This is a genomic window from Bariatricus sp. SGI.154, assembly GCF_050313795.1.
In the GTDB taxonomy this organism is placed as follows: Bacteria; Bacillota; Clostridia; order Lachnospirales; family Lachnospiraceae; genus CAMBRQ01.
The window spans coordinates 22,548-39,834 of record NZ_JBNPMC010000022.1 but is presented as its reverse complement, the minus strand read 5'-3'; the positions used below and the strand labels follow the sequence as shown (position 1 = coordinate 39,834).

At 44.2% G+C, this 17,287-nt stretch carries 16 protein-coding genes; 3 read left to right on the top strand and 13 right to left on the bottom strand.

Going from position 1 to position 17,287, the window contains the following annotated elements; genetic code table 11:
- Positions 1-59 precede the first annotated feature (59 nt).
- The 13 genes from spo0A to ACQRBN_RS10875 all read right to left on the bottom strand — a co-directional run bounded on the left by spo0A (position 60) and on the right by ACQRBN_RS10875 (position 12,721).
- Positions 60-851: a sporulation transcription factor Spo0A gene (gene spo0A, locus ACQRBN_RS10935; RefSeq protein WP_427739024.1), complete on the bottom strand. Its 792-nt coding sequence runs from the start codon at positions 849-851 to the stop codon at positions 60-62.
- A gap of 117 nt (positions 852-968) precedes the next feature.
- Positions 969-2,036: a SpoIVB peptidase gene (spoIVB, locus tag ACQRBN_RS10930; RefSeq protein ID WP_427739023.1), complete on the bottom strand. Its 1,068-nt coding sequence runs from the start codon at positions 2,034-2,036 to the stop codon at positions 969-971.
- An 88-nt stretch (positions 2,037-2,124) separates the two neighbouring features.
- Positions 2,125-3,819 carry a DNA repair protein RecN gene (gene recN / locus ACQRBN_RS10925; RefSeq protein WP_427739022.1) on the bottom strand — a complete coding sequence of 565 codons (1,695 nt, stop codon included), beginning with the start codon at positions 3,817-3,819 and terminating at the stop codon, positions 2,125-2,127.
- 29 nt (positions 3,820-3,848) lie between these two features.
- A complete protein-coding gene (gene argR, locus ACQRBN_RS10920; RefSeq protein ID WP_427739021.1) occupies positions 3,849-4,298 on the bottom strand; it encodes an arginine repressor in 450 nt (149 codons plus the stop codon).
- A gap of 4 nt (positions 4,299-4,302) precedes the next feature.
- Positions 4,303-5,136, bottom strand: a complete 834-nt coding sequence (locus tag ACQRBN_RS10915) for an NAD(+)/NADH kinase (RefSeq protein ID WP_427739020.1) — start codon at positions 5,134-5,136, stop codon at positions 4,303-4,305.
- A gap of 15 nt (positions 5,137-5,151) precedes the next feature.
- Complete coding sequence (locus ACQRBN_RS10910) at positions 5,152-5,961, bottom strand: TlyA family RNA methyltransferase (RefSeq protein ID WP_427739019.1); 810 nt, start codon at positions 5,959-5,961, stop codon at positions 5,152-5,154.
- An 8-nt stretch (positions 5,962-5,969) separates the two neighbouring features.
- Complete coding sequence (dxs, locus tag ACQRBN_RS10905; RefSeq protein WP_427739018.1) at positions 5,970-7,832, bottom strand: 1-deoxy-D-xylulose-5-phosphate synthase; 1,863 nt, start codon at positions 7,830-7,832, stop codon at positions 5,970-5,972.
- A 14-nt stretch (positions 7,833-7,846) separates the two neighbouring features.
- The gene (locus ACQRBN_RS10900; protein WP_427739017.1) at positions 7,847-8,749 is read right to left on the bottom strand and encodes a polyprenyl synthetase family protein; all 903 of its coding nucleotides are present in this window, start codon (positions 8,747-8,749) and stop codon (positions 7,847-7,849) included.
- Positions 8,739-8,966 carry an exodeoxyribonuclease VII small subunit gene (gene xseB / locus ACQRBN_RS10895; protein ID WP_427739015.1) on the bottom strand — a complete coding sequence of 76 codons (228 nt, stop codon included), beginning with the start codon at positions 8,964-8,966 and terminating at the stop codon, positions 8,739-8,741. Before xseB ends, ACQRBN_RS10900 begins: the two co-directional genes overlap by 11 nt.
- A complete protein-coding gene (xseA, locus tag ACQRBN_RS10890; protein ID WP_427739014.1) occupies positions 8,959-10,170 on the bottom strand; it encodes an exodeoxyribonuclease VII large subunit in 1,212 nt (403 codons plus the stop codon). The genes xseB and xseA overlap by 8 nt, the downstream gene beginning before the upstream one ends.
- 13 nt (positions 10,171-10,183) lie before the next feature.
- A complete protein-coding gene (nusB, locus tag ACQRBN_RS10885; protein ID WP_427739013.1) occupies positions 10,184-10,582 on the bottom strand; it encodes a transcription antitermination factor NusB in 399 nt (132 codons plus the stop codon).
- Entirely contained in the window at positions 10,583-10,966 is a 384-nt protein-coding gene (locus tag ACQRBN_RS10880; RefSeq protein WP_427739012.1) for an Asp23/Gls24 family envelope stress response protein, read from the bottom strand.
- Between the two features lie 153 nt (positions 10,967-11,119).
- Positions 11,120-12,721, bottom strand: a complete 1,602-nt coding sequence (locus tag ACQRBN_RS10875; protein WP_427739011.1) for a peptide chain release factor 3 — start codon at positions 12,719-12,721, stop codon at positions 11,120-11,122.
- Positions 12,722-13,527: 806 nt separating this feature from the next.
- On the opposite strand from ACQRBN_RS10875, the gene ACQRBN_RS10870 reads away from it, so the two are divergent.
- The 3 genes from ACQRBN_RS10870 (at position 13,528) to gltA (ending at position 17,166) form a co-directional block, all read left to right on the top strand.
- Positions 13,528-14,709, top strand: a complete 1,182-nt coding sequence (locus ACQRBN_RS10870) for an iron-containing alcohol dehydrogenase (protein WP_427739010.1) — start codon at positions 13,528-13,530, stop codon at positions 14,707-14,709.
- Positions 14,710-14,893: 184 nt separating this feature from the next.
- A complete protein-coding gene (locus tag ACQRBN_RS10865) occupies positions 14,894-15,781 on the top strand; it encodes a sulfide/dihydroorotate dehydrogenase-like FAD/NAD-binding protein (protein ID WP_427739009.1) in 888 nt (295 codons plus the stop codon).
- A complete protein-coding gene (gene gltA / locus ACQRBN_RS10860; RefSeq protein ID WP_427739008.1) occupies positions 15,781-17,166 on the top strand; it encodes an NADPH-dependent glutamate synthase in 1,386 nt (461 codons plus the stop codon). Before ACQRBN_RS10865 ends, gltA begins: the two co-directional genes overlap by 1 nt.
- Positions 17,167-17,287: the final 121 nt, after the last annotated feature.

The following is a 17,287-nucleotide window of genomic DNA, read 5'->3' as shown; positions in this document are numbered from 1 at the left end:
CTCCAAAACTCACAAAATATATGCTTATTATACATTATTTTTTTTCAGAAGAAAAGTATTTATCTATTTTTATATTCTAATCTTATTGTATCTGCAATTAATGCAATAAACTCGGAATTCGTAGGTTTTCCCTTCCCATTGCTTACTGTATAGCCGAATAATTCATCCAGTGTATCTAGTTTTCCTCTGCTCCATGCAACCTCTATGGCATGGCGTATCGCACGTTCTACTCTGCTTGCTGTTGTCTGATGTTTCTTTGCGACAGTCGGATACAGTACTTTTGTAATTGCATTCAGCACATCCATATCTTCCACTGCCATCATGATTGCGTCTCTGAGATAATGATAACCCTTGATATGCGCCGGGATGCCGATCTCATGGATCATATCTGTCACACGGTTCTCAAGGTTCACCTCCGGTGTTGTATCCTGCGCAGCGCCTGATGTCGTCTGAAGTTTCAATTCATGTCTTACCACTTTGTTCGCATGTTTGATCCGGTTCAATATCACCTCGTTATTGAAGGGCTTCATGATATAGTAACTTGCTCCCTTCTTAAACGCATCTTCTGTAATCCGTTCCTGTCCCACTGCCGTTACGACAATAAAATCAGGATGTTTCTTCAGTTCTTTGTCGCTGCTGACCATTTCCATGACACTCAAGCCGTCCATCTTCGGCATAATCAGGTCTAATAACACAACATCTGGCTGTTTTTCCTTGATCAGCTGATACATATCCTCCCCATTGTTCGCCTTTCCGACTAATCTAAGGTCTTGGTCACTGCTTATGATTTCGCCAAGCAAGTCCAGGATTCTTTCATTGTCGTCGGCTATTGCCACGTTTATCTCTCCCATTTTTACGCAATGCCTCCTTTCCTTACATCAAAAACCGTCGAGATAAATTATATAATTTGGCATATTGCAAAGCAAGAAATTGCTGTCGTAAAAACTTGACCTATATCGACATTATTTTCACAAATCGACATTCTTCAGCATATCCTCTATGAATATGCCATATCCCTTTGTGGAGTCCTGAACGAACACATGGGTTACTGCCCCGACCAGCTTGCCATTCTGTATAATCGGGCTTCCGCTCATGCCCTGGACGATTCCTCCGGTTACCTCAAGAAGTTTTTCATCCGTCACTTCGATTACAATTCCTTTATTCACTTCGTCTGTATTTTTGTCGATTTTTGTAATACGAATATCATAGTTTTTCACTTTTCCTTCTACTGCACAGCGGATCTTGGCAGGACCTTCTTCTATCTCATCTTTTGCTGCCGTCTCTATCGGCGTCTGGTCGGTAAACAGCGCGTCAATCCGATCGATTCTTCCGAAGATACCGCAATCTGTATTCTTTGTAATACTACCAAGCACATTATAATTATTATAGACAATGATTCCTTCCATCCCCCCTGGCGTACCGCTCTCTCCTTTCTGGATATCCTTGATACTGGTCTCATAAACGGTTCCATCATTAATTTCCAGCAAGGTATTGGTATCCACATCATGGATTCCATGCCCTAATGCACCAAACTGACTGTCTGCATTCAGGAATGTAATGGTTCCAAGCCCCTGCGCATTGTCCCTGACCCAGATTCCTAATTTGCATTCTTTTGCACTGCATCGCACCGGCTTCATCCGGATATTCATATACTCATCCGTTCGCCGCACTCTCAGAACTATCTCTTCACCATTTAGTTCTTTAATGACTTCCTGAAGTTCTGATTTGCTGTTAATTTTTGTATCATTGAGTGCAACAATATAATCGCCAGCCTTCACCAGATGTGCAGCTGGCTCATATTCCATGCCATCCTCTGCAGTAATAGCATCTGTCCCCAGCACCATCACACCTTCTGTCTCCAGATAGATGCCAATCGGCATTCCTCCCGGAATTACCATATTATTCGAAGTAGTCTCGGCATTTACTTCTCTTTGCATCTTATTTTGCTGCGCTTCAATGATGCAATAACCGCCTCCTACCGCAATTGTGAATGCAAGAACCATGATCAGGATTCTGCGATACCAGTATTTTCTCATCTTAAAACCTCGCTTTTTATTCAAGTACTAAAAAAGATAGATATCCGGCTTTGGATACCTATCTTATTATGTGAGATTTTCTATGAATTTACTCTGGTTGATATTGGTTGTTTTTCGTCTGTTTTGCAAGTTCTCTCATCTCAACTGCGCTCTGAATCACTGTATCTGTAATCTTCGCTCCTCCGAGAATTCTTGCAAGTTCGTTAATAGACTGATCTTCTGGTAATGCACAGATACTGGTTCTGGTAATTCCTTCTGTTGTTGCCTTCTCGATCAGATAATGATGATCTGCCATAGCAGCAATCTGCGCCAGATGCGTAATACAGATCACCTGATGCCTTCTGCCAATCACTGCCATCTTTTCAGATACTTTCTGCGCAGTTCTTCCGCTGATTCCTACATCAATCTCATCAAAGATCAGAGTCTCGATATCATCACGCTCTGCCATTACCGTTTTAATCGCCAGCATAATTCTGGACAATTCTCCGCCGGAAGCAACATTCGCCAATGGTTTTAATGGCTGTCCCGGATTCAAGGATATCATGAATTCGATATCGTCAATCCCTTCTGCCGTATAGCCTTTCGTCTCTTCAAAATGAATCTGGAATCTAACATCTTCAAAATTCAGTTCTTTTAATCCATCTTCAATTGCCAGTTCTAAGATCTCCGCTTGTTTTTTACGAAGTTTTGACAGTTTCTGTGCAGATTTTCTGAAGATTTCTTCCGTCTGCTCCAAATGTTTCCGCAGTTGCTCCATATAATGATCATAGTCTTCCAGAATCTGTATTCTTTCCTCCTGTTTTGCACAGTAACTGCATATTTTCTCAATCGTACTGCCATACTTTGTCTTGAGATGATTGATTTCGTTCAAACGATTCTCTGTCTCATAGAACTCTTCGTCTGAGAATTCACATTCCCTGCTGTATTCTGCAAGTTCCCGATTAAAATCATTCAGCAGACTGTCAATCTCCACCAACTGATCGTATAACTTGGAAGCCTTCTCATCATAATCCGTAATCTCTGACATGGCGCGAATGGCACGGCTCAAGCCTTCACTTGCATTATCATTTCCTCCACTGGTATATGTATACGCTTCACCAACACTATCTGCAATCTTCTTACTGTTCGCCATACGCCGGTAGAGCACTTCCAGATCCTCGTCTTCTCCATCTTTCAGATCCGCATTCTGAATCTCCTCCACTTCAAAACGAAGGAATGAAAGTTCCTTGGCTCTTTGCGCCTCGTCTGTTGCCGCTTCTTTTAATTCTTTCTCACATGCCTTATACTCATGATATGCTTGTGCAGTCTTCTGCTTCACATCTGCAATCGACTCTCTCGCATAAGCATCTACAATCCCCAGATGATTCTTCTTGTATAACAAGGACTGGTGCTCGTGTTGTCCATGAATATCAATCAGTATGGATGCAGCCTCCTTAAGCGCTGCCATCTGTACCGTCTCTCCGTTGATCCTGCTGACACTTCTTCCAGGCATGATTCTTCTGCTAAGAGTCACGATTCCCTCTTCCGGATAGATATCCATTTCTTTTAATTTATCGATCTGATGCTCATTCTCCACCAGAAATGTCAGTTCCACAAAGCCGTACTCTGCGCCCTGCCGCAGGATATCCTTCGAATATCGCCCGCCCAGCGCCAGGTTCACAGATCCGAGTATGATTGATTTCCCTGCTCCGGTCTCTCCGGTAAGGATATTAAGTCCATCCTGGAATTCTACTTCTATCTCATCAATTAATGCCAGATTCTTTACATGTAAATTCTGTAACATTTTTGCCCCCTTGAACAAAGTTCCCTTTGCTATAAGACAATCTTGCTGATCTTGTCCATAACTTTCACTGTATCATCAACGCTTCTGATGGCGCACATGATCGTATCGTCTCCGGCAATACTTCCTACCACTTCATTCCATTTCATCGCATCAATGGCTGCACACACCGCCATTGCCATACCGGATACCGTCTTGATCACCAGGATATTCTGTGCCATATCCATAGAAATATATCCGTCCTTTAATACACGGATATACTTCTCGCTCATGCCATTTTCTGCACTCTGGTGGACAGCATAACGCTGCTTGCCGTTCTCATCAGGCACTTTAGTCAGTTTCAGATCCCTGATATCCCTTGATACCGTCGCCTGCGTAACCTTGAACCCTTCTTTGTTCAGATACTCTGCCAGTTCTTCCTGCGTCTCTATATGATACTTATTGATCAGTTCTATAATCTTTGCATGCCTGTTTACCTTCATGATGCTAATTTCCTTTCATCTTTCTGCGCAATGTTTCTAAAAAGCTGACTTTACTTAACTTCATAATCGTTGTAGATGCATCTGATTTTTGCACCATCACTTTGTCGCCCGTCTTTAATGCCACGGTATCCGCCCCGTCAAAAGTAACATAGACTTCTTCCTCAGAGCCATTACGTCCCATACCAATCTCAATGACAATCTCGTCATCGGATGACAGAACAATGCTGCTGGTATTCAATGCATGAGAACAGATTGGCGTAATGACGATCAGCGAAGCAGTCGGCTCTACAATCGGCCCTCCGGCTGACAGGTTATATGCCGTAGAACCTGTAGGCGTAGAGATAATCACTCCATCTGCCTCGTAAGAATTGAGAAGTTCTCCATTCACATACAACTGAAAATGAATGACCCGCAGTGCTCCTTTTCTGGATACCACAATATCATTCAGAGAAACTGCCAGGTTGCCATCTTCAAAAATTCCCTGAAGCATCATCCGTTCTTCAAATTCATAATCTCCGCGAAGCATCTGAGCGATTGCCTCGTCGATATGATTGACTTCTACTTCTGTAAGATATCCCAGTGTTCCCATATTAATGCCAAGTATGGGAACTTTTCTCTTCCACAGAAGCCTTGACACCTCAATCAAACTGCCATCTCCGCCAATCACGATCGCACAATCAACTTCTTCCGGCAGGGAATTCTCAACAATCCTCTTATGTTCATCCTTCTCACATAGAATGCATGTCTTTCCGGCGCTTTCGAGCAATGCTCTTACTTTATTGGTAACGCTGCGATTAATATCTTTCCCATCATTCGTAACAATTAAAAATCTGTCCATATCTTATGCGTCCTTCTAGTTCTTAGACAGGGTATCAAATGCCTGATCCACCGTCTTCTGTATGTCTATCTGCTCTGCTATTCTATCATGTTCTTCACATTTTTCCAAATGTACCAGATACTCGATATTGCCTTCCGGTCCCTTAATAGGAGAAAATTCCAGATTCAGCACAGCGAATCCGATGGAAAGAGCATATTCAATCACAGAAGTAATTACTTCAACGTGCGTACTCTTCTCCCGCACAACCCCTTTCTTTCCAACCTTCTCTCTCCCCGCCTCAAACTGCGGCTTAATCAGGGCAACAATCTGTCCCTGGTCCTTCAGGTACTTTCGTATTGGCAGTAGGACCTTTGTAAGAGATATGAAAGAAACGTCAATAGACGAAAAATCAATTGGCTCTCCCAAATCTTCCGGAGTAACATATCGGATATTCGTCTTTTCCATACACACGACACGCTCATCCTGACGTAATTTCCAGTCCAGCTGCCCTCTTCCAACATCGATCGCATAGACCTTGACCGCACCGTTCTGAAGCATACAGTCCGTAAATCCGCCGGTAGATGAACCTACATCTGTACAGACTTTTCCTTCCACTGTCACATCAAAATTGTGTATCGCTTTTTCCAATTTTAAGCCGCCCCTGCTTACATAAGGAAGGGTATGTCCCCTAACTTCAATCTGCACATCTTCTGCAAATGTGGTTCCCGCCTTATCTTCTCTCTGTCCATCCACAAAGACATTACCTGACATAATAATCGCCTTTGCTTTCTCCCGTGATGAAGCAAGACCCTGCTTCACCAGCAATACATCTAAACGTTCCTTCATAGCCACTCCTACAATCTGTCATATATATTCTGAATTTTCTGGGTCATGGTCTCTACATCGATTCCTGTCTCTTTTCTTAACACACTAATATTGCCATGTTCTACGTAGTCATCCGGAAGCGCCAGGGTAAGCACCTTAACGCCTAAGTCCTTTCGACAGACATATTCCAGAATATGCTCTCCATATCCGCCTGTCTGCACATTCTCTTCTATCGTTACAAGAAGTCTATGCTTCTTGCTCAATTCCTCCACCATATCCTCATCCATCGGCTTAACGAATCTGGCATTCACAAGTGTACACGGATATCCCCGCTCTTTTAACTGTTCGCGCACCTTGACTGCATCTTCAAACATGTGTCCGACACACAGGATTGCAATCTCGGACTCCTCATAGATCATCTCACTCTTGCCAAGCAAGACCGGTTCACGGAATTCCTCATATTCGTCATAAGCCGTTCCTCTTGGATACCGAAGCGCAATCGGTCCATCATAAGATAATGCAAACCGCAACATATCTGCCAATTCCCATTTATGCTTCGGGGACATTACCACCATATTAGGAATACTGCTTAAGTAAGACAGATCGAAGATTCCCTGATGTGTCTCACCGTCATTGCCCACCAGCCCTGCGCGGTCTACCGCCAGAACAACCGGAAGTTTCTGAAGTGCCACATCATGAATCATCTGGTCATATGCACGCTGTAAAAATGACGAATACACTGCGAATACCGGGCGGACACCGCCTGCCGCCAGACCTGCCGCAAAGGTTACGCCGTGTGCCTCTGCAATTCCCACATCAAAGAATCTCTTCGGGTACATCTGGCGGAAACGCTTAAGCCCCGTCCCGTCTGCCATTGCCGCTGTGATTGCAACAACCTCCGGGTGATTCTTCGCTTCATCACATAATACTTTACCAAATACATCTGTATAGGTGTCTTTCTTCTTTGCTGTCTCCGGCTCTCCTGTCTCAATCTGAAATGGTCCGATTCCGTGGAACTTGTCCGGATGCTGCTCTGCCGGTTCATAACCTTTTCCCTTCTTGGTTATGACATGCAAAAGGACAGGTCCGTCCATCCTCTTTGCCTCCTGGAAAGCCCTGCACAAAAGCGGAAGATTATGACCAGGGATTGGTCCAAGATATGTAATCCCCATATCTTCAAAGAACATTCCCGGTACAACCAACTGCTTGATACTGCTCTTCGTACGATGCAGCTGCTCGATCATCGTTTCACCCACTACCGGAACCTTCTGAAGTGCATTCGTCACGCCCTTCTTTAGCCCGGTATAGATATCTGCCGTGCGAAGTCCTGCCAGATATTTTGACATTCCACCCACATTCTCTGAGATGGACATATTATTATCATTCAGTACAATAATAAAATTCGTCTTAAGCGTTGAAGCGTTATTCAATGCTTCATATGCCATTCCACCGGTTAAAGAGCCGTCTCCAATCACAGAGATGACACTATAGTCCTCTCCTTTGATATCTCTTGCCTGCACATAACCAAGTCCTGCCGATATGGAAGTAGAACTATGCCCGGTGTCAAATGCATCACAGGCGCTTTCCTTTCTCTTTGGGAAACCGCTCATCCCACCGTATTTGCGTAATTCATCGAATCCTGCTTTTCTGCCTGTCAAAAGTTTATGGGTATAAGCCTGATGCCCCACATCCCAGATAATCTTATCCTTCGGAAGATCAAATACCAAATGCATAGCCATCGTAAGTTCTACTACCCCAAGATTCGAAGCAAGATGTCCCCCTGTCTTGCTGATCTTCTCTATCAGGAATTCCCGGATCTCTTCCGCCAGTTCATCCAGTTCTTCCGGATTCAGTTCTTTAATATCATTTTCCTTCTGTATGCGCTCTAACATAATCAGGCCCCTCTCTATCTGTCCCTGTGAATCAACTGGATCAACAACTGCTCCAGGAACTCATTCTCTCCTGATAACTGATGCAGAAGGCTAATAGCTTCGTTAGATAGCTTCTCTACTACCTTTCCTGCCTCCTCAACTCCCATCAGTGTCACATATGTAGTTTTCTCATTCTTTTCATCACTATGAATCGGTTTGCCAAGCACTTCTTCAGTACTCGTCACATCCAGAATATCATCCTGAATCTGGAATGCAATACCAACATAACTTGCAATCTTTTCTACTTTTCTTACCTCTTCTTCGGAAGCCCCTCCGAGAATTGCACCAATCATCATAGAAGACTCGATCAGCGCCGCAGTCTTCAATTCATAGATCGTATCCAGGATCTCTTTCGATATCTGATGCCCTGTCTCCTTGACATCAATCACCTGCCCGCCGATCATTCCGTAGATTCCAGCCTTTTTCCCCAAGACCCTAAGTGCCCTTCCAATCAGCAGACTATCCTCCGGATCTGTCACGAATGCCTTGAAAGCCGTCTCGAATGCATAGTTAAGCAAGGCATCCCCCGCAAGGATTCCCATATCTTCTCCATAGACTACATGAGTTGTCTTCCTTCCCCGCCTGTACTCATCATTGTCCATTGCCGGAAGGTCATCATGTACCAGCGAATAAGTGTGTATCATCTCAATCGCTGCCATGAACGGATGAAGCGCCTTGGAAGTGCCGCTAAAAAGCCGGAAGGTTTCATTCATCAGCATTGGACGCAGGCGTTTACCGCCAGCAAGAAGGCTATATGCCATCGCCTCCATAATCACGCTCTGATATCCCCTCTGCTTCGGAAGATATTCCTGAAGAATCTCCTCTATTTCCTGCACCTTCTGCTTCATCTGTATCTGAAAATCATTTTTAGAATTCATGAGTCTCTCCCTCTTCATCTAATATCAGCATCTTCTTTTCAACTTTATCAATCTTATCATTGCACTGTTTTAATGCATCCATACCTCTATGATACAATCCAAAAGAGTCTTCCAGTGATATCCCGTCACTCTCCATCTTACGAATGATATCCTCCAATTGTCCAAAGAGATCCTCCAGACTCTGCTCTTCTTCCTGTGACCTGATCTTATCAGCCATGATGCTCCTCCTTTATCCCTTCTACAGTCGTATATAGAATACCGTCTGTAACATGAATTAACAGTCTGTCATGCTGCCTAACCTGCCGAATGCTTTTTACCGCATTGCCTTCTTTGTTCTCTACATAAGAATATCCCTGATTCAGTTTCTGTATCGGCGACAGACCTTTCATCATCTCCATATAGATTGCCAGTTTATGTCTCGCATCCCGGACTTTTCCATCCATTAACATCCGCATCTTATCTTCCAGTTCTACCAGTCTCTGCTGCTGATCCTGTAATTTGTTCCGGGGATGCAGGTACTTAAGCCGGGTCTGATACTCCCTTAAACGCATGCGTTCCATCTGTATCTTCTGCTGCAGCAGTCGGTTCATCTTCCTCTGCTGATCCTGCATATATGTCTGTATCTGTCTATAATCGCTGACCGCCAGTTCCGCAGCCGCAGAAGGTGTCGGTGCCCGCAGATCTGCCACATAATCTGCAATCGTCGTATCCGTCTCATGACCAACCGCAGAAATCACAGGAACGCTGCAATCAAAGATTGCCCTTGCCACTTCTTCTTCGTTGAATGCCCACAAATCTTCGATAGAGCCTCCTCCGCGTCCTACGATCATCACGTCAACTCCCGTACGCTCTAACATCTGGATTCCCCGGACGATACTTTCCTTCGCACCCTCGCCCTGCACCTGGGCAGGATAAAGAATCAACTGGATATAGGGATTCCTGCGGGCAGTAATATTCATGATATCCCTAACTGCCGCCCCTGTCGGTGCTGTCACTACGCCAATCCGTCTGGCATACGCAGGAATCGGCTTCTTATATTCTGGAGCAAACATCCCCATCTCTTCCAGTTCTCGTTTCAGCATCTGGAATCTCTCATAGAGAAGCCCATCGCCATCCAGCCGAATCTCCTTTGCATAGAGTTGGTAAGATCCGCTTCTTTCATATACATTCACCGCTCCCAGTACCACAACCTGCTGACCTTCACTCATACGAAAAGAGAGTCCGCCTCGCTGCCCGGCGAACATAACGCAGGCAATCGTTCCAGACTCATCCTTTAATGAAAAATATATATGTCCTGATGTGTGATACTTGCAGTTAGAGACCTCACCTTTTACATAGATACGGTTCAGCATATAGTCCTGGGTAAACATATTCTTAATGTATGCATTTACCTGTTTTACTGTATATACATTCCGAGTCATAGCCTACCCCTGGTTAGTCTGCAAGTTTTGCGAGTACTGCATTCACAAAAGCCGGTCCCTCATCACTGCTGTACTTCTTCGCAAGTTCCACTGCCTCATCAATTGCCACGCCTGTCGGTACATCCTCGTCCCACTTCATCTCATATACTGCCAGCCTTAAGATCGTAAGATCCACCTTATTCATACGATTGGTCTTCCATCCGGTCGTACGTGCATTGATCAAGGCATCGATCTCCTGAGCCTTACCGGCTACTTTCTGCGCTTTTGTCCGGATATATTCCAGATCTTTCTCTTTCGCATCCTCAATCTGCTCGAAATAAAGTTCCAACTGCTCAGCCATCTCTTCTTCACTGTTGAACTCGATTCCAAAAATCACTTTAAAGATATGTTCTCTTAATTCTGATCTCTTCACTTATGCTTCCTCCGGCACATCTACTCCTGCAACACGGATATTCACGTCAGCAACCTCAAGACCTGTCATATTCTCAATCGCTGCCTTCACCTTCTCCTGTACTTTTGCAGTCGTATCTTTGATGCTGTATCCATACTTCAGGTTCAGTACCAGTGAAACCGTTACGATACCATCAAGTACATCTACCTTAACACCCTTAGAAAGAGACTTCATGCCTAACTTGCCAACTAATTCTCTGGTTGCATTCCCAGTCATAGATGATACTCCATCCACTTCCATCGCTGCAAGTCCTGCAATGATTGCTACTACTTCATCGGCAATCTTAACCTCTCCAAGGTTCTCATCTGTGTTTATTGTATACGTATTTCTCTCTTCTTTACTCATATCTAGAATCCTCCTGTCTCATCTTACACTTCTTGTAATTATAACAAATTAATGGACATTTGCAAAGTGGGGACGGGGGTTTTTTCAATTGGGGACGGGGGAAATTGAAAAAACCCCCGTCCCCAATTGGATTTGCCGTGTCCCTTTTTGCGCTTATCGCGCAAACTCTGCCAGGATTAATCCCTCATTCCTCTCCTGTGTCATGCGGATACTCCAGTCATTCACAAAGAGAAGCAGCGGGCGTCCCTTCAGATCCTTTACCTTCTTCATATCTGAAGTTCCCGTCAGCTTATCCAGATCAATCTCTGTATTCTCAATCCAGCGGATGTACTCATACGGAAGAGTATCAAGTCTGATCTCTACATTATATTCATTCTCAAGTCTGTACTTAAGAACATCGAACTGCAGCACACCTACCACGCCTACGATAATCTCTTCCATACCTGTATTATATTCCTGGAATATCTGAATCGCGCCTTCCTGGGCAATCTGGTTGATTCCCTTAATGAACTGCTTTCTCTTCATGGTATCTACCTGCCGCACTCTCGCAAAATGCTCCGGTGCAAAGGTCGGGATTCCTTCATATGCGAAACGTTCACTTGCCGTTGTCAATGTATCTCCGATAGAAAAGATACCCGGATCAAATACACCGATAATATCTCCGCCATAAGCCTTCTCAATCATCTTTCTCTCACTTGCCATCATCTGCTGCGGCTGTGACAGACGAACCTTCTTACCTCCCTGCATATGGTACACATCCATCCCCGCTTCAAACTCACCGGAACAGATTCTCATAAAAGCGATCCTATCTCGATGCGCCTTATTCATATTCGCCTGAATCTTGAAGACAAATGCAGAAAATGCTTCCTCCTCCATCGGATCTATAGCACCCTTATCCGACATTCTCGGAAGCGGGGAAGTCGTCATCTGTAAGAAATGCTGCAAAAATGTCTCTACACCGAAGTTAGTAAGTGCTGATCCAAAAAATACCGGTGACAACTCTCCCTTGCTCACCAGGTCCTGATCAAACTCAGCCCCGGCTCCATCCTGCAATTCAATCTCTTCCTCTAACTGCGCTCTCTGCGCCTCCGTCACCCAATTAGCAATCTCAGGATCATCCAGCGGAATCTTCTTCACTTCGCCCTGTGTCGTACCCTTGTGAGTATCTGAGAACAGTTCTACCTTCTTCGTCTCGCGATCGTAGACTCCCTTAAACTCCTTACCAGAGCCAATCGGCCAGTTCACCGGACAGGTGGCAATTCCCAACTCGTTCTCAATATCATCCAGAAGTTCAAAAGTATCCAGCGCCTCCCGATCCATCTTATTAATAAATGTAAAGATCGGAATATGACGCATAGTGCATACTTTGAATAACTTCCTGGTCTGCGCCTCAACACCCTTAGACGCATCAATCACCATGACTGCCGAATCTGCCGCCATCAGCGTACGATAAGTATCCTCCGAGAAATCCTGATGTCCCGGTGTGTCCAGAATATTAATACAGTATCCGCCATAATTGAACTGCAATACAGAAGATGTAACCGAGATACCTCTCTCCTTCTCAATCTCCATCCAGTCAGATACCGCATGTTTCGCAGTTGCTTTTCCTTTTACACTTCCAGCCTGGTTAATAGCACCTCCATACAGAAGAAACTTCTCCGTTAAGGTTGTCTTACCAGCATCCGGATGGGAAATAATCGCGAATGTTCTGCGTTTCTTAATCTGCTCCTTCACTTCATTCGTTATCTGTGACATATATAAAAACACTCCTAAACATATTATAGCCGTTTTTACACGCTGTTAATCAGTATAACACACCTGAGGGTATTCCTCAATGGGAATTTAGTTCTTGAAGAGTAATTTGTAAGGTGTACGGCAGAGAGGGGCAGTATGGGAGTTCTTATCCGACTCCAATCGCCTACAAACCGTAAGTTCAAAAGAGGTCTAAAATCAGGAACCGAATGTATTCGCCGGAAAAAATCTGAAAGATTTTTCCGACTCAGACATTCTTGAATTCTGTGCTTGTAGCACATAATTCATCCTGATTTTAGATCTCTTTTTCACTAACGGTTTGTACGGCTCTTCTACGGATAAGAACTCCCATACTGCCCCTCTCTGCCTGACATTCTTATGTGTGACTCTTCATTAACGGGGAGGATTCCTGACTGGAGTGCGTGGGGCACGGTGTTGGCTAAATAACAGATTGGAAATGGAACGGATGTGAGGGAGAACTGGGTGAGTGATCGCTTTATATATTGGAATTGTGTTGACTGGAATGTATATGTATTATGAAGTAAACAGAAGATTATTGGACGATTCAGTCCGGTCACACAATTTCTGCCTCTTTTATTGTTACGGATTCTTAACGCAGGACTCCGAAGCCAGAGCCACTAAGCCTCATCCTTGCGCCGTACACTTTCCAACACTCCACTTTCTACACTAAATTCCCATATTGTACTAAAATAAATACAATGAATTTTGTAAAAGACATTGCGTTAATTATTTAACAGCGGTATAATTTTGATAAATAATTAACAAAAATGCAAAGGAGATACGGAAAAATGAGCAGATTTACATTACCAAGAGACGTTTATCATGGAAAAGGATGCTTAGAGGAACTGAAGAATCTAAAAGGTAAGAAAGCAATCCTTGTAGTAGGCGGAGGTTCTATGAAACGCCAGGGATTTCTTGACCGTGCAGTGAATTACCTGAAAGAGGGCGGAATGGAAGTAGAATTATTCGAAGGTGTTGAGCCAGATCCGTCTGTAGAGACAGTTATGAAAGGCGCAGAGGCAATGCGTGCTTTCGAGCCTGACTGGATTGTATCTATGGGTGGCGGATCACCAATCGATGCTGCAAAGGCTATGTGGGCATTCTATGAGTATCCGGAGACAACATTCGAAGAGTTATGCATCCCATTCAACTTCCCAGAGTTGAGAAAGAAAGCAAAATTCTGTGCAATTCCATCCACATCAGGAACAGCTACAGAGGTTACAGCATTCTCCGTTATTACAAACTATCAGACAGGTGTTAAGTATCCACTTGCTGACTTTAATATTACACCAGATGTTGCAATCGTTGACCCTGATCTTGTAATGGGACTTCCTGTAAAACAGGTTGCTTACACAGGTATGGATGCTCTGACACATGCGATTGAAGCATATGTATCTACACTGAACTGTCCATTCACAGATCCGCTTGCATTACAGGCAATTGAGATGGTACTGGATTATCTGCCGGCTTCTTACAACTGCGATATGGTTGCAAGAGAGCAGATGCACTATGCACAGTGCTTAGCAGGTATGGCATTCTCCAACGCTTTGCTTGGAATCGTTCACTCTATGGCTCATAAGACAGGTGCTGCATTCTCAACAGGACATATTCCGCACGGATGCGCGAATGCAATCTATCTGCCATATGTAATCAAATACAATGCAAAAGATCCTGTTGCAGCAAAACGCTACGCAGAGATCGCACGCAGAATGGGACTTGCAGGAACATCTGAGAAAGCATTAATCAACAGTCTCTGCGAGAAGATTGATGAATTCAATGTAAAATTGAACATTCCTAAGACATTGAAAGAATTCGGAATTAATGAAGATGAATTCAAAGAGAAGATCGCTAAGATTGCTGAACTGGCTGTAGGCGATGCATGTACAGGCTCTAATCCAAGAGCAATTGATCCTGCTACTATGGAAAAATTATTCACATGTACATATTACGGAACAGAAGTTGATTTCTAAGTTGCCAAGCATCCGGAGGAGACTGCCGGTGGCAGGTCCTATAGGTTATGTAGAAAGCATATGGAGCAGATGCCTTTTGGTATCTGCTCTTTATCCGTGTATACTGGGAAATGCTATTCGTTACTTGATATTTTTGAATAGATACATTATTATAGAAGAAGCATGAATATGAGGAGGAAGTAAGATGTACAAGATATTAAAAGCCGAAAAACTGGCTGACAAGATTTATCTTATGGATGTAGAAGCTCCACGTGTAGCGAGACATTGCGAACCTGGACAGTTCGTTATCGTTAAGATGGACGAAAAGGGCGAGAGAATACCGTTGACCATCTGCGACTATGATAGAGAAGCAGGAACGATTACAATTGTATTCCAGGAAGTTGGAGCATCTACAACTAAGATGGCAGAATTAAAAGCAGGAGATGCATTCCGTGATTTCACCGGACCGCTTGGATGTCCGTCTGAATTTGTAGAAGAAGACATTGAAAGTCTTAAGAATAAAAAGATGTTGTTCGTAGCCGGTGGTGTCGGTGCTGCACCAGTATATCCGCAGGTAAAATGGCTGAAAGAGCATGGAATTGATGTAGATGTTATCGTTGGCTCTAAGACAAAAGATATGCTGATCCTGGAGTCTGAGATGGCTGCAGTTGCAGGCAACTATTATCCATGTACGGATGATGGTACATATGGACACGCAGGTATGGTTACTACTAAGATTGAGAAATTAGTCGAGGAAGGCAAGAAATACGATGTTTGTGTAGCAATCGGACCGATGATCATGATGAAGTTCGTCTGCCTGCTGACCAAGAAACTGGAGATTCCAACCATCGTTAGTATGAACCCGATTATGGTAGATGGTACGGGTATGTGCGGTGCATGTCGTCTTCATGTAGGTGATGAGATCAAGTTTGCCTGTGTAGACGGACCAGAATTCGACGGACACCTTGTAAACTTTGACGAGGCGATGAAGAGACAGCAGATGTACAAGACAGCAGAAGGACGTGCAATGTTGAAATTACAAGAGGGCGACACCCATCATGGTGGATGTGGCCACTGTGGAGGTGACGAGTAATGGCAGATGTATTAAAGAGAGTACCTGTCAGAGAACAGGATGCGAAAGTAAGAGCAACCAATTTCGAAGAAGTATGTTATGGATATAATAAAGAAGAGGCAATGGAGGAAGCATCCAGATGTCTTAATTGTAAGAATGCAAAATGTATCCAGGGATGTCCGGTATCTATCAACATTCCGGGATTCGTTTCCAAAGTGAAAGACGGAGATATCGAAGGTGCATATAAAGTTATTGGCGAATCCTCTGCGCTTCCGGCTATCTGCGGACGTGTATGTCCTCAGGAATCCCAATGCGAGAGCAAATGTATCCGCGGAATCAAGGGAGAACCAGTGTCAATTGGTAAACTGGAGAGATTTGTTGCTGATTATGCATTGGAGAATGATATCAAGCCTGAAAAAGCGGAGAAGATGAATGGACACAAGGTAGCAGTCATCGGTTCCGGTCCGTCAGGACTTACCTGTGCAGGAGACCTTGCAAAATTAGGATATGAAGTAACCGTATTCGAAGCACTTCATGAACTCGGTGGTGTATTAGTATATGGTATTCCTGAGTTCCGTCTTCCAAAAGAGAAGGTTGTAAAGAAAGAGATTGAGAAAGTAAAAGAGTTAGGCGTTAAGTTCGAAACGAACGTAGTAATTGGAAAATCTACCACGATCGATCAGTTAATGGAAGAGGAAGACTTCGAAGCAGTATTCATTGGTTCCGGTGCAGGACTTCCAATGTTCATGGGAATCCCGGGAGAGACTGCAAACGGTGTGTTCTCTGCGAATGAATACCTGACAAGAAGCAACCTGATGAAGGCATTCGATGATTCTTATGATACTCCGATTGCAGCCGGTAAGAAAGTTGCTGTAGTCGGCGGTGGCAATGTAGCGATGGATGCTGCAAGAACCGCACTTCGTCTTGGAGCGGAAGTACATATCGTATATCGCCGTAGTGAGGCAGAACTTCCAGCCAGAGTAGAAGAAGTTCACCATGCAAAAGAAGAAGGAGTTATCTTCGATCTTCTTACTAACCCGAAAGAAATCCTGGTTGATGAGAACGGATGGGTGAAAGGCATGCGAGTGATCAAGATGGAACTTGGCGAGCCAGATGCTTCCGGTAGAAGACGCCCGGTAGAGATTCCAGGTTCTGAGTTCGAGATTGAACTTGATACAGTGATCATGTCTCTTGGAACATCTCCAAATCCATTGATTGCATCCACAACCAAGGGTCTTGAGACAAATAGAAGAAAATGTATAGTAGCAGATGAAGAAAATGGTCAGACATCCAAAGCCTGCGTATTTGCCGGCGGAGATGCCGTTACCGGTGCCGCAACCGTTATCCTTGCAATGGGAGCTGGTAAGGCAGGAGCAAAGGGTATCCACGAGATGCTGTCAAAATAGTCTAGATGGGGACGTAGTAAAATGCGCTTTTACTACGTCCCAAACTGTCTCAAGGGGTGTACCTAATTGAAAAATGTCCTGTACCCAATTGCAATTAGCCCTGTACCCAAGTGACGGAATG